9 protein-coding genes are annotated in these 13,257 nt (G+C 72.3%); 6 read left to right on the top strand and 3 right to left on the bottom strand.

Going from position 1 to position 13,257, the window contains the following annotated elements; genetic code table 11:
* Positions 1-94: 94 nt before the first annotated feature.
* Positions 95-2,050, bottom strand: coding sequence for a DNA helicase RecQ (recQ, locus tag AC3RX1_RS10520; protein WP_491501383.1), 1,956 nt, complete (start codon positions 2,048-2,050; stop codon positions 95-97).
* A 263-nt stretch (positions 2,051-2,313) separates the two neighbouring features.
* Here recQ and AC3RX1_RS10515 point away from each other — a divergent pair, with 263 nt between their 5' ends.
* Positions 2,314-3,189, top strand: coding sequence for an SDR family oxidoreductase (locus AC3RX1_RS10515; RefSeq protein WP_491501187.1), 876 nt, complete (start codon positions 2,314-2,316; stop codon positions 3,187-3,189).
* Positions 3,190-3,434: 245 nt separating this feature from the next.
* On the opposite strand, the gene AC3RX1_RS10510 is transcribed toward AC3RX1_RS10515, so the two are convergent.
* Complete coding sequence (locus tag AC3RX1_RS10510; RefSeq protein WP_491501186.1) at positions 3,435-6,203, bottom strand: DEAD/DEAH box helicase; 2,769 nt, start codon at positions 6,201-6,203, stop codon at positions 3,435-3,437.
* A gap of 93 nt (positions 6,204-6,296) precedes the next feature.
* On the opposite strand from AC3RX1_RS10510, the gene AC3RX1_RS10505 reads away from it, so the two are divergent.
* Genes AC3RX1_RS10505 through AC3RX1_RS10485 form a run of 5 tightly spaced genes read left to right on the top strand, consistent with a single transcriptional unit; the run spans position 6,297 to position 10,909 of the window.
* Positions 6,297-6,602 (top strand): GNAT family N-acetyltransferase, encoded by a 306-nt coding sequence (locus tag AC3RX1_RS10505; protein ID WP_491501185.1) that lies wholly within the window; start codon positions 6,297-6,299, stop codon positions 6,600-6,602.
* Positions 6,599-7,657, top strand: a complete 1,059-nt coding sequence (locus tag AC3RX1_RS10500) for a pirin family protein (protein WP_491501184.1) — start codon at positions 6,599-6,601, stop codon at positions 7,655-7,657. The genes AC3RX1_RS10505 and AC3RX1_RS10500 overlap by 4 nt, the downstream gene beginning before the upstream one ends.
* A gap of 41 nt (positions 7,658-7,698) precedes the next feature.
* A complete protein-coding gene (locus AC3RX1_RS10495; RefSeq protein ID WP_491501183.1) occupies positions 7,699-8,256 on the top strand; it encodes an ECF transporter S component in 558 nt (185 codons plus the stop codon).
* Positions 8,256-10,103 carry an ABC transporter ATP-binding protein gene (locus AC3RX1_RS10490; RefSeq protein WP_491501182.1) on the top strand — a complete coding sequence of 616 codons (1,848 nt, stop codon included), beginning with the start codon at positions 8,256-8,258 and terminating at the stop codon, positions 10,101-10,103. The genes AC3RX1_RS10495 and AC3RX1_RS10490 overlap by 1 nt, the downstream gene beginning before the upstream one ends.
* A complete protein-coding gene (locus AC3RX1_RS10485; RefSeq protein ID WP_491501181.1) occupies positions 10,100-10,909 on the top strand; it encodes an energy-coupling factor transporter transmembrane component T family protein in 810 nt (269 codons plus the stop codon). Before AC3RX1_RS10490 ends, AC3RX1_RS10485 begins: the two co-directional genes overlap by 4 nt.
* 74 nt (positions 10,910-10,983) lie before the next feature.
* On the opposite strand, the gene AC3RX1_RS10480 is transcribed toward AC3RX1_RS10485, so the two are convergent.
* Complete coding sequence (locus tag AC3RX1_RS10480; RefSeq protein ID WP_491501180.1) at positions 10,984-13,251, bottom strand: ABC transporter ATP-binding protein; 2,268 nt, start codon at positions 13,249-13,251, stop codon at positions 10,984-10,986.
* Between the last annotated feature and the right edge of the window lie 6 nt (positions 13,252-13,257).

The following is a 13,257-nucleotide window of genomic DNA, read 5'->3' as shown; positions in this document are numbered from 1 at the left end:
GCACGGTGCCGTCGTCGAGGTCTCAGCCGTGCGTCACGCTCAGCCGTGCGTCACGGTCAGCCGTGCGTCGGAGGGCTGCGCCACGCCTCGAGAGCTACGCCGCCGCGATCACGGCGAGCACGGCGTCGCCGTAGGCCTCGCGCTTCTTGGCGCCGATTCCGGAGATCCCGTCCAGATCGGCCACCGAGGCGGGCCGGTGCTCGGCGAGCGCGCGCAGCGTCGCGTCGCCGAAGACGATGTACGCCGGCACGCCCTGCTCCCGGGCCTGCTCCGCCCGCCACGCGCGCAGCGCCTCGAACAGCTCGCGGTCGGCCGGATCGAGGGAGTCGGATGCCGAGGCCTTCCGCTCGCGCGAACTAGACCGGGAGCCGCCGCGGCCGAGGGCATCGCGGCGCAGCGGCACATCCGTCTCACCGCGCAGCACTCCGCCCGACGCCTCGCTCAGCGCGAGCGTGCCGTATTCGCCCTTCGCCACGAGCAGGCCGCGGGCGAGGAGCTGGCGCACCACGCTGCGCCAGTCCTGGTCGCTCAGGTCGGCGCCGATGCCGTACGTCGCCAGGCGGTCGTGTCCGAAGCGGACGACTCGCTCGGTGTTCGCTCCGCGCAGGATGTCGACGAGATGACCCGCACCGTATGCCTGGCCGCGTTCGCGCTGCAGCCGCACGATCGTCGACAGCAGCTTCTGCGCCGGGACGAGGCCATCCCACGTCTCGGGCGCCTGCAGGCACGTGTCGCAGTTTCCGCACGGCTGCGAGTCCTGGCCGAAGTAGCCGAGGAGGTTCTGGCGGCGGCATCCCACCGTCTCACACAGCGCGAGCATCGCGTCGAGGTGCTGGCCCAGCCGCATCTTGAAGGCGCGGTCGCCCTCCGACGCGTCGATGAGCCGGCGCTGCTGCACGACGTCGCCGAGGCCGTACGCCATCCAGGCGACCGAGGGCTCGCCGTCGCGGCCGGCGCGGCCGGTCTCCTGGTAGTAGCCCTCGACCGACTTGGGCAGGTCGATGTGGGCGACGAAGCGCACGTCGGGCTTGTCGATCCCCATCCCGAACGCGATCGTCGCGACCATGACGACGCCGTCGTCGCGCAGGAAACGCGACTGGTGCCGCGCGCGGACGGATGCGTCGAGCCCGGCGTGGTACGGCAGCGCGTCGATGCCCTGACCGCGGAGGTGCTCCGCCGTCTGCTCGACGCTCTTGCGGCTCAGGGCGTAGACGATGCCGGCGCTGCCGTCGGGCATCGAACGGATGAACTGCACGAGCTGTCGGCGCGGGTCGACCTTGGGCTCGATCCGGTACTGGATGTTGGGCCGGTCGAAGCTCGCGACGAAGTGCTTCGCGTCGGGCAGGCGGAGCCGGTCGGTGAGCTCGCGGTGCGTCGCCCGGGTGGCGGTGGCGGTGAGCGCCATGCGCGGCACACCGGGGAACCGTTCGCCCAGGTCGCCGAGGGCGAGGTAGTCGGGGCGGAAGTCGTGGCCCCACTGCGACACGCAGTGCGCCTCGTCGATCGCGATGACGCTGAGCGTGCCGCGCTGGAGGAGCGCGGTCGTCTGCGCGAGGTTGAGGCGCTCCGGCGCGACGTACAGCAGGTCGAGGTCGCCGGCGAGGTACGCCTGCTCGACCTCTGCGCGCTCCGGCGGAGTCTGCGTGGAGTTGAGGAACGCGGCACGGACGCCGTTCGCGCGCAACGCCTCGACCTGGTCGTGCATAAGCGCGATGAGCGGGCTGACCACGAGGCCGGTGCCCTCGCGGACGAGTGCGGGCACCTGGTAGGTGACCGATTTTCCGCCGCCGGTCGGCATGAGCACGACGGCGTCGCCGCCCGCGATGACCTGCTCGATGATCGCGGCCTGGTCGGCGCGGAACGCGTCGTAGCCGTACACCTCGTGCAGGACCGTGAGCGGATCGGTGCCGGGTTCCACGCGCCGGTCCACGGCCCCTGAGCGGGGCCGGGCGGAACCCGCCCGGGTCGAAGGGCCGGCCGCATTCGGTCCGGTCGTTTCGACTCGCTGCGCTCGCTCAACGACCTGGCGGGCGTCGTCCGGCGGCGGCATCCATCCGTCCTCCGGCGGAGCCCATTCGTCGGGAGGCGCGTCGGCGTCGCTCCAGACGACGTCTGCGTACGGGTCGCCGGCGGGGATGCTCACCCCCTCCACGTTAGCCGCGGCCGGCGACACCCGAGGCCGATCGCCCCGCTCTGTGGAGAACGCACGCGGGGTATCCTCGTGCACATGCAATGCCTGTGACCTCGTCTTCGTCATCATCGCGCCCTTCCGATAAGGGCGCTGAACCGGATGCGGCCGCATCCACGAAAGGCATGAGCATGTCGCACGACCTTCCCCTCCACGGCCAGACGGCCCTCGTCACCGGCGTCTCACGGCGCCGCGGCATCGGCTTCGCGATCGCCGCCGAGTTCGCGCGCCTCGGCGCGAGCGTGTTCGTCCACCACTACGCCCCGCACGACGACCGCCTGCCCTGGGGCGGCGACGACCTCGACGCGGTCCGCAGCGAACTGCGACGGATGCTGCAGCCCGACGCATCCCTCGGCGACATGAGCGCCGACCTGCGCGACACGTCGACCATCCCCTCGCTGGTCGCGGCGGCGAGCGACCTCACCGGGCGGCTCGATATCCTCATCTGCAACCATGCGCGCAGCGGCGGCGACGGTGGACTGCTCGATCAGACCGCCGAGAGCCTCGACGCCTTCTGGCAGACCAACACCCGCTCCACGCTGCTGCTCACCCGCGCGTTCGCCGCGCTGCGGACCGAAGCCGACGCACCGTCCGCACGACCCGGCGAGCGCCGCGGCCGGGCGGAGCCGTTCGCCGCGCCCACCGGGCACGTGTTCTGGATGACGTCGGGCCAGCAGGACCGCCCCATGCCGGGCGAGGTGGCGTACGCCACGAGCAAGGCCGCCCTCGCAGGCGTCACCAAGACCGTCGCCGCCGATCTGCTCGATCTCGGCATCGTGCTCAACACGATCGATCCGGGGCCGGTCAACACCGGCTACCTCGATCCCGAGACGACCGACCGTCCGCTCGAGGAACTCGAGGCCTGGATGCGGGCGACGCCGTTCGGCCGGTACGGCGCACCCGCCGACCCGGCGCGGCTCATCGGCTGGCTCGCCTCGCCCGCCGGCGCGTGGGTCGTGGGACAGGTGATCACCACCGACGGCGGTCTGTCGCTGGGCTGAGGCCGCGCACGCCGACCGTGGTGGCCGACGGCGGTTCCCAGACACGCGGGCCGCGGCGCGTTCAGCGCCGGCGAGGGCCGGGCGCGTGTCAGAAGCAGGCTGGATCGATCGACAAGCGGAGGACGGGGGCGCTCCGCCGCGGACGAGCCTGCTTCTGCGACGGATGGAGTGCGCGGCCGCCGGCCGCCGAGCCGTCGGGGGGCCCGATCGCACTCCCCCGGCCGGCCCAGGCCGCGCTGCGAGGGCTACAGCCGCACGACCTCCGTGACGTGCACGACAGCGGCCCCGGCCGCCGCCGACGCGGCGAGGTCGACCGTCGCGCGGATGCGCCAGTCATGATCGCCGGCCGGGTCGTCGATCGTCTGCTCGACTCGCCACTCGGTCGGGCCCTCGTCGATCGCGCACAGGCGCGGGGAGCGCGCGGCGCCATCGATGCCGATCGCGTCGTGCTCCGCGAAGTACTCGTCGAGCGCGGCCGGCCACGCAGCATCCGGATCCAGCTCGACGAGTTCGTCGTCGCGCTGCCGCGCCGCGAGCTGCACCCGCCGGAACAGCTCGTTGCGCACGAGCACCGTGAACGCCCGGTGATTCGCCACGACCGACGGCGGAGCCGGCGGGATCCCCACGCCCCCTCCAGACATCGCTGACGCGATGCCCGGAGCCTCCGGGCGCGTGGGCCCAACCTCACCCGACTCCGCCGACGGGTGCACGAGCTGCTCCCACTCGTCGACCAGGCTCGAGTCCACCTGGCGCACGAGCTCGCCGAGCCACACGATCACGTCCTCCAGCTCGGAGGTGCGTGCGTCGATCGGGACGGTCTGACGGATCGCGCGGTATGCGTCCGACAGGTACCGCAGCACGAGCCCCTCGCTGCGCGCCAGCTGGTACGACGAGACGAACTCGGCGAACGACATCGCCCGCTCGAACATGTCGCGCACGACCGATTTCGGCCGCAGCTCGAAGTCGCGCACCCACGGCTGGCTCGATGCGAACACCTCGTACGCCTGATGCAGCAGCTCGTCGAGCGGCTTCGGGTACGTGATCTCCTCGAGCGCCTCCATCCGCTGGTCGTAGTCGAGGCCCTCGGCCTTCATCGCCGCCACGGCCTCGCCCCGGGCGCGGAACTCCTGCTGGGCGAGGATCGCCCGCGGGTCGTCGAGTGTGGCCTCGATGACGCTCACGACGTCGAGGGCGTAGTGGCCCGACCCCGCGGCGCCCGGCGCGTCGGACGGGTCGAGCAGCTCGATCGCGGCGAGCGCGAACGGCGACAGCGGCTGGTTCAGCGCGAAGTTCGGCTGCAGGTCGACGGTAAGTCGGATGGCCGTGCCGCCGATGGGACGAACGGCGTCGCCCTCCCCCGTGGGAGAAGGGGATTCGGCCGAGGGAAGGAGATTCTGGGCGGATTCGACCTTCTCTCGGCCGAAAGTCCGTCCGTCGACGGCGGCGAGGGCACCAGTCCCGGCGGGCGGGCGGGATCCGGCAGAGCCGGTCACCTCCACGACCTCCGCGTCGCGCAGGGTGCGGAAGATCGCGAGGGCACGCCGAGCCAGTGCGTACTGCTGCGTGCGCGTCTGATGGTTGTCGAACACGAGCGAGCGCACGTTCCCGAACACGTCGCCCCCGCGGGCGATGACGTTGATGAGCATCGCGGCGGTCAGCTGCAGCTGAGGGGTGAGCGCCTCCGGCACGGCGGCGACGAGCCGTTCGAACGACCCCTCACCCCAGTTGACCGCGCCGGTCGGCGCCTTCTTGCGCACGATCTTCTTGCGCTTGGCGGGGTTGTCGGCGGCCTTCGCGAGCGCGAGGGCGTTCTCGATCTCCCACTCCGGCGCCATCACCACGACGTTCCCGTACGGGTCGTAGCCGGCTCGTCCCGCCCGCCCCGCGACCTGGTGGAACTCGCGCGCGGTCAGCTGACGCATCCGTGTCCCGTCGAACTTCGCGAGCTCGGTGATCACGACCGTGCGGATGGGGACGTTGATGCCGACGCCCAGCGTGTCGGTGCCGCAGATGACCCGCAGGAGCCCGCGCTGCGCGAGCGTCTCGACGAGCCGTCGGTAGCGCGGCAGCATGCCGGCATGATGGATGCCGATGCCCGCCCGCACGAGCCGGGACAGCGTCTTGCCGAACCCGGTCGAGAAGCGGAAGTCGCCGATCGCCTCCGCGATCCGGTCGCGCTGCTCGCGGGTCGCCACCTTCATGCTCGACAGCGACTGCGCCCGCTCCACGGCCGCCGCCTGCGAGAAGTGGACGATGTAGACGGGCACCTCCCCATCGCGCAGGAGCAGCTCGAGCACCTCGTGCACGGGTCGGCGCTCGTAGGAGAAGTGCAGCGGCACCGGGCGCTCGGCCCCGGTCACGACGGCGGTCGGCCGCTTCGTGCGCCGCTCCAGATCGTCGGCGATCGCGGCGACGTCGCCGAGGGTCGCCGACATGAGCAGGAACTGCGCTCGCGGCAGGAGGAGGAGCGGCACCTGCCACGCCCAGCCGCGGTCGGGGTCGCCGTAGAAGTGGAACTCGTCCATCACGACCTGGTCGATCCCCACGCCCCCTCCAGGCGCTGCTGGCGCATCGCCCGGAGCCTCCGGGCGCGCGGGCCCACGCGCATCGGCGCCCTGGCGCAGCGCCATGTTCGCGAGGATCTCGGCGGTGCAGCAGACGATCGGCGCATCCGGGTTCACGGAGGAGTCGCCCGTGACCATTCCCACGTTCTCGGCGCCGAAGACGTCGACCAGTGCGAAGAACTTCTCGCTCACGAGCGCCTTGATCGGCGCGGTGTAGAAGGAGCGCCGTCCCTCGGCGAGCGCCGACGCGTGGGCGGCGATCGCGACGAGCGACTTGCCGGTGCCGGTCGGGGTGGCGAGGATCACGTTCGCGCCCGAGACGAGCTCGATGATGGCCTCGTCCTGGGCCGGGTAGAGGGTCAGTCCGCGGCCGAGCGCCCACTCCACGAACCCCTCGTACACCGCGTCGGGGTCGGCGCCGGCGAGCGAATCAAGGAGCGGAGTGGTCATCACTCGAGTCTGCCCCACGCACCCGGTGCGACCGACCCTCGCGGAACACCAGCCCACGGGCCTACGTTGGAAGTGGCAACGAGAGGATGGCGCATGGCCGAGTCAGCACCCACCGTCGCCCGCGACGACGAGAACCACCGCTATGTGATCGAGGTCGACGGCGGGCTCGCCGGCTACACCCTGATCCGTCCCGACGCCGAGGGGCGACTCGTGATGCCCCACACCGTGATCATCCCGAGCTTCCGCGGTCGCGGACTCGCCGGAACGCTCGTCTCGTCGGCGCTCGCCGACATCGCGTCCCGCGGCGAGACCGTCGTGCCGGAATGCCAGGTGGTCGCGAAGTACCTGCGCGAGAACGAGGTCCCCGGCCTCGATGTGCAGTGGCCGAGGTCGGAGTGACCCGCCTCGACCAGACGGCGGAGCCGGCCGAGGTGGAGGCGGCCGCCGAGTGCGACGGCCCGCGGGCGGTCATGCTCGAGGCACGAGAGGTGCCGCTCGGCGGCATCCGTGCCATGCACGTGCGCCGCACCCTGCCTGCCCGCAGTCTCCCGATGATCGGCGCCTGGTGCTTCCTCGACCGGTTCGGGCCGCAGACCACGATGATGCGCGTCGAACCGCATCCGCACATCGGCCTGCAGACGGTGACGTGGCCGTTCGTCGGCACCGTGCGCCACCGCGACACGATCGGCAGCGACGTCGTCATCGCGCGCGGTCAGCTGAACCTCATGACGAGCGGCGCCGGCATCGCCCACTCGGAGTACTCGACGGGCGACGAGCCGATCGACCTCGACGCGCTGCAGCTGTGGGTCGCGCTGCCCGAGTCGCGCCGGCACGGGCCGCCCGCGTTCGAGCAGCACACGGCGCTCCCGGAGTTCACGCTCTCCGCCCTCGACAGCGGTCCGGATGCGTACGGCGTCGTCGTGATGGGACGCTTCGCCGGCATCACCTCGCCCGCCACGACGCACACCCCGATCGCCGGCGCCGAGCTGCGCCTGCCCGCCGGCGCGCGGGTGCGGCTGCCGCTCGAGCCCACGTGGGAGTACGGCCTGCTCGGTGTCGACGGCACCGTCACGGTGCACACCGGCACCATGGCGAAGGGACACAGCCGCACCGACGCGGTGGAGCACCCGAGTCCCGGCGGAACGGCCGCCGACGCCGTCGACGTCACCGACGAGCACCTTCTCTACCTCGGCATCGGACGCGACGGGGTCGAGGTGTCGAGCCCGACGGGCGCCACGCTGTTCGTGCTCGGCGGCGAACCGTTCGAAGACGAGATCGTGATGTGGTGGAACTTCGTCGGCCGCTCGCACGAGGAGATCGTCGCCGCGCGCGAGGAGTGGGAGGCCGACACCCCGCGGTTCGGCCACGTCGTCGGCCACGGCCCCGACGCCGTGCGCATCCCCGCCCCCGAGATGCCCGGGGTGCGGCTCACCCGCCGGCACCGGCGCCTCTGACCGACGTTAGGGTACCCTCACCCGACGGATAGACTGGACCGATGCCCGCACGCACCTCCGCCCTGTCGACGCGCGTGCTGCTGGTGTGCGCCGCGATCGGCGTGGCGACGGGGATCCTGGGCGGCATCGCGGGATGGGTGACGCCGGTCGTCGTCGCCACCGTGCCGATCGTCTACGGGTTCGTGCTCGGCGCGCACGTCATCCCGGGCATCATCGCGCAGGAGACGCTGCGCCTGCCCTGGGTCGCCCTCATGGCGCACGTTCTTGCGGCGCTCGTGGCGAGCGCCATGGCGCCGCAGTGGGCGGGCCGGTTCCTCGGCACGGCGGTGCTGTTCGGCGGCATCCAGGAGCTCGTCGCGGCCGTCACCCGCTACCGCGTCTGGCGCGCGTGGCGCTTCTTCATCTCGGCCGTGGTCATCGGCATCCTCGTCGCCGTCGTCGTCGCGTTCGTCGTGAACCTCGGCTCGATGCCGCTGTGGGCGCAGGTCGTGTATCTCGTCCTGGCCGTGCTCGGACCCGTCGTCTGGACCGCGGTCGCCCTCGTGATCGGCAGCCGTCTGCGGCAGGCGGGCATCGGTCGTCGCCCGCTGACGCGCTGATGACCGGCCCCCTGCTGCGCGTGCGCGATCTCGCGGTGCGCCACGAGGGCGAGGATGTCGCGGCCCCCGCAGCCGCCTCGTTCGAGGTGCGCCGGGGCGAGGTCGTGCTGCTTCTCGGTCCGAGCGGATCGGGCAAGTCGACGCTCACGCTCACCCTCAACGGGCTCATCCCGCACGACGTGCCGGCCGAGGTGACCGGCACGGTGACGGTCGACGGGAGGGATGCATCGACGACGCCGGTGTCGGTGCTGTCGACGCGGGTCGGCATGGTGTTCCAGGACCCGGACGCCCAGCTCGTCACCGGGACGGTGCTCGACGAGGTCGCGTTCGGCCCCGAGAACCTGCGGCTGCCCGTGGCCGAGGTGCTCGGCCGGGCCGAGACGGCGCTGCGCCGCGTCGGGCTGTGGAACCGGCGCAACGAGAACCCCGACGCGCTGTCGGGCGGGGGACGCCAGCGGCTCGCGATCGCCGCGGCCCTCGCCCTCGGGTCGCCGCTGCTCGTGCTCGACGAGCCGACGGCGAACCTCGATCCACGGGGCATCGACGAGGTGTACGCCGCGCTCGCCGAGGTGGTCGCGGCGGGCGACCGCGCGGTCGTCCTCGTCGAGCACAACCTCGACCAGGCGATCGGGCTCGTCGACCGAGTGGTGGTGCTGGATGCGTCGGGCACGACGATCGCCGACGGTCGGGCCGACGATGTCCTGCGCTCCCGTGCCGCCGAGCTGCACGCCCTCGGCGTGTGGCTTCCCACGTCGACGCTCGCTGCACTGCGGCTGCGGCGGGCCGGGTGGTCGATGGAGCCGCTGCCGCTGACGCCCGATGAGCTGCGCGCCGCCGTGGTGTCAGCCGGCCCTTCGACTCGCCTGCGGCTCGCTCAGGGACCTGACGAAGCGCCGGCCGGTGGCGGAAGGACTTTCGGCCGAGCGGAGGACATTTCGGCCGAGGATCTCCTCCGCTCGGCGGAATCCCCTCGTCTCGAGAGCGGGACGGACGCTGCGGCGGCCGGCACTTCGACTCGCCCGCGGCTCGCTCAGGGACCTGACGGCGAATCGCCCGTGGTCGCGGTGCGCGGGCTCACGCTGCGCCGCGGACGCACTGAGATCCTCCGCGACGTCGGCCTCGACATCCGTCGGGGCGAGTTCGTCGCCGTGGTCGGGGCGAACGGCGCGGGGAAGACGAGCCTCATGCACGCGATCGCCGGCGTCATCCGGCCGCCGCGCGGCACGGTGTCCCTCGAGGGACGCGACATCTCCCGGATGAGCCCGCGCGAGATCACCCGGCACATCGGATTCGTCTTCCAGAACCCCGAGCACCAGTTCGTGGCCCACACCGTGCGCGACGAACTCGCGTACGGCCTCGCCCACCTGCCGGACGAGGAGGCGCGGTCCCGCGTCGACGACGTGCTCGGCAGGTTCGGGCTGACGGATCGCGCCGAGGTGCATCCCTTCCTGCTCTCCGGCGGCCAGAAGCGGCGGCTCTCGGTCGGGGCGGCGCTCGTCACGGGAGCCCCGGTGCTCGCGCTCGACGAACCCACGTTCGGGCAGGACCGGGCCCGCGCCGACGAGCTGCTCGGCCTGCTGCAGCGCCTCAACGCGGACGGCACCACGGTGATCGTCGTGACCCACGACATGCAGCTCGTCACCGAGTACGCGACACGGACCATCGTCCTCGGCGGCGGAGCGGTCGTGGCCGACGGTGCGACCGCCGACGTGTTCGCCGACGCCGCACTGATCACCGGCGCCGGCCTTCGCCTTCCGCCGCTGCGCGCGGCGCTGCAGGGCCTCGGCGGCGCGTTCGCCGGCGTCACCCGCCTCGCCGACCTGCCGACGACGGGACCGGTCGGATGAGCACGGCGTCCCTTCCCATCGATCCGTATGCCGAGGCATCCGTCGTCTCGCCCGTGCGGTTCCTGCACGCGCTGAACCCGCTCGCGAAGCTCGCGGCGCCCGTGCCGGCGATGGTGCTGCTCGTGTTCGTGCGCGACATCGCCACACCGGTCGCGTTCCTCGTGCTCGCCTACGCGCTCATGCTCGTCGGGGCGCGGATGACAGTACGGCTCGCGCTCACGCTCTTCGTGCTGGTCCCGGTGCTCGGCGCGGTCATGGGGCTCGGCTTCTCGCTGTGGACCGACCCGGCCGTCGTCGACCATGCGCACGCGGTGATGCGCGTCGGCGACTGGACGCTGTGGACGGGTGCCCTCCAGGTGGGGTTCGCGACGGGGCTGCGCCTCGCGGCGATCATCGCGCTCGCGCTCGTCGCGGGTGCCACCACGACCGGACCCGACTTCGCGCGCTCGCTCGTGCAGCAGCTGCGCGTGCCGTACCGGGTCGGCTACACGGCGATCGCGGCGTTCCGCTTCGTGCCCCGGTTCCGACAGGAGCTGCGCATCATCCGCCAGGCGCACCGCGTGCGCGCCGCCGGACGCCGCTCCCCCGGCATGCTCGGGTACGTGGTGCCGCTGCTCGCGGGCGCGATCCGTCATGCGGAGCGCGTCGCGCTGGCGATGGATGCCCGCGCCTTCGGCGCGTACCCCCACCGCACCGAGCGGCATCGGGTGCCGTTCCGCGTCCGGGATGCCGTGTACCTCGTCCTGTTCCTCGCCGTGTCGACGGCGGTGTTCTGGGTCTTCTTCCCCTCCGGCTCAGGTCCCTGAGCGAGGCCGCGCGGAGCGCGACCGAGTCGAAGGGGCCGGCGCCGGCTCGCCGGTCGGGGACGGGTGTGCCCGCGTCATCGTGCAGCGCGCAGCCCTCGGCTCGTCGTGTGGACGGCGCCGAGCCCGATCCGCCGGCCGCCGGGCAGCGACCGGGCTGCGGCCGTGTCAGGATTCAGCGGGAAGTGGCACGCCACCCGATGCACGGTGCTCGGCACGATGCCACCGCCGTCCTGCGCGCTGCCTCCCCCGATGCGGAGGACAGGCTCGACCCGCGCGCAGATCTCCTGCGCCGCGGGGCACCGGGTGCGGAACCGGCAGCCGCTCGGCGGATCCATCGCCGACGGCAGCTCTCCACGCACGCCGAGCTTCGCCTTGGCCCGCTCGATGCCTGGGTCGGCGACCGGGATCGTGTCGATGAGGCCTCGCGTGTAGTGGTGCTGGGGCGTGGCGTACACCTCGGCAGCGGGACCGATCTCGACGATCTTGCCGAGGTACATGACGGCGATGACGTCGGAGAGGTAGCGCACCACCGAGAGGTCGTGGCTGATGAAGAGATAGGTCAGCTCGCGCTCGCGCTGGAGCTGCTTCATGAGGTTCAGCACCTGCGCCTGGATGGACACGTCGAGCGCCGACACCGGTTCGTCGGCCACGATGAGCGCGGGCTGCAGAGCGAGGGCCCGGGCGAGGCCGATGCGCTGTCGCTGTCCGCCGGAGAACTCGTGCGGGTACCGCTCCGCGGCGCGCGCCGGCAGTCCGACGTCCTCCAGCAGCTCGTCGACGCGGCGGTCGCGGTCGCGCGTCGTGCCGACGTGCTGGATCTCCAGCGGTTCGCGCAGGATGCCGCGCACGCGCATCCGCGGATCGAGCGAGGCATACGAGTCCTGGAACATGAACTGCACGTTGCTCCGGTCCTCGCGGGCGTCGCGACCGCGCCGGTGTGCGATGGGACGCCCACGGAAGAGGATCTCGCCCGCCGTCGGCAGTTCGAGCCCCACCACCAGGCGCCCGAGGGTCGTCTTGCCGCATCCCGATTCGCCGACGAGGCCGAGCGTGTGCCCCCGCGCCAGCTCGAAGCTCACGTCGGCGACGGCGCTGACCGCACCGACCTGACGGCGCAGCAGCGCGCCCCGCGTCACCGGGAAGTCCTTGACGAGCCCGTTCAGCCGCAGCAGCGGCGCTCCGTCGTCGGGGATGAAGCGCGTCGGCGCGACCCATTCCCGGTCGTCGCTGGTCGCCGGCGCGGCCGGCTCCGGTCGGGCCCTCCCGGGCGCCGCGGGATCGGGCCGGGCGCTCCCGGTCGCGGGCGCAGCCGGTTCCCCGCCCTCCCCCGGCGCGACCGACATCACCTCGCCGGGCGTCGGCATCGACTCGAGCCGGGGCACGAAGCACGCGAACTCGTGCGGGCCGTCGTCAGCCGGCACCGGCTCGAGCAGCGGCACCTGAGTGCGGCACTGCTCCACGGCGAACCGGCAGCGCGGGGCGAACCGGCACGCGGGCGGCGGATCCACGAGATCGGGGGGAAGGCCGGGGATCGAGTACAGCTTCTCGCCGGTGCCCGCGACGCGCTCGGGCAGCGCCTCGAACAGCGCCTCCGTGTAGCGGTGTCGTGGCTCGTGGAACAGCGTGACGGTGCCGGCGCTCTCGACGACCTTGCCGGCGTACATCACGACGACGCGGTCTGCGCGGCCCGCGATCACGCCCAGATCGTGTGTGACGAGGATCACCGCCATGCCGAACTCGGCGCGCAACGAGTCGATGAGCTCGAGGATCTGCTTCTGCACCGTCACGTCGAGGGCCGTCGTGGGCTCGTCGGCGATCAGGAGCTTCGGCCGGCAGATGAGCGCCATGGCGATCATCACGCGCTGCCGCTGCCCGCCCGACAGCTGATGCGGGTAGCTGCGCATCCGCTGGTCGGGGTTCGGGATGCCGACGAGTCCGAGCATGTCGCGCACCCGCGTGCGGGCCTCGGCACGCGAGAGACCGCGGTGCAGGAGCAGCGGCTCGGCCACCTGCTCCTCGATCGTCTGCACGGGATTCAGGCTCGTCATCGGGTCTTGGAAGATCATGCCGATGTCGCCGCCGCGGATGGCCTGCATGCGCGACTCGGGCAGCGTGACGAGGTCCTGACCGTCGAAGCGCACGTGGCCACCGACGATGTGGCCGCCGGGAGGCAGCAGACGCTCGATCGACATCGCGGTCATGGTCTTGCCGCATCCCGATTCGCCGACGATCCCCACCGTCTCGCCGGCATCGACCGTGAACGAGACATCGTCGAGCGCGTGCACGGTGCTCTTGCTGAGCCGGATGTCGCAGCTCAGCCCCTCGACCTCGAGAAGCGCCATCGTCCC

The sequence above is a fragment of the Microbacterium altimontanum genome (assembly GCF_058349865.2).
This window is presented reverse-complemented; position numbering and strand designations above follow the sequence as displayed.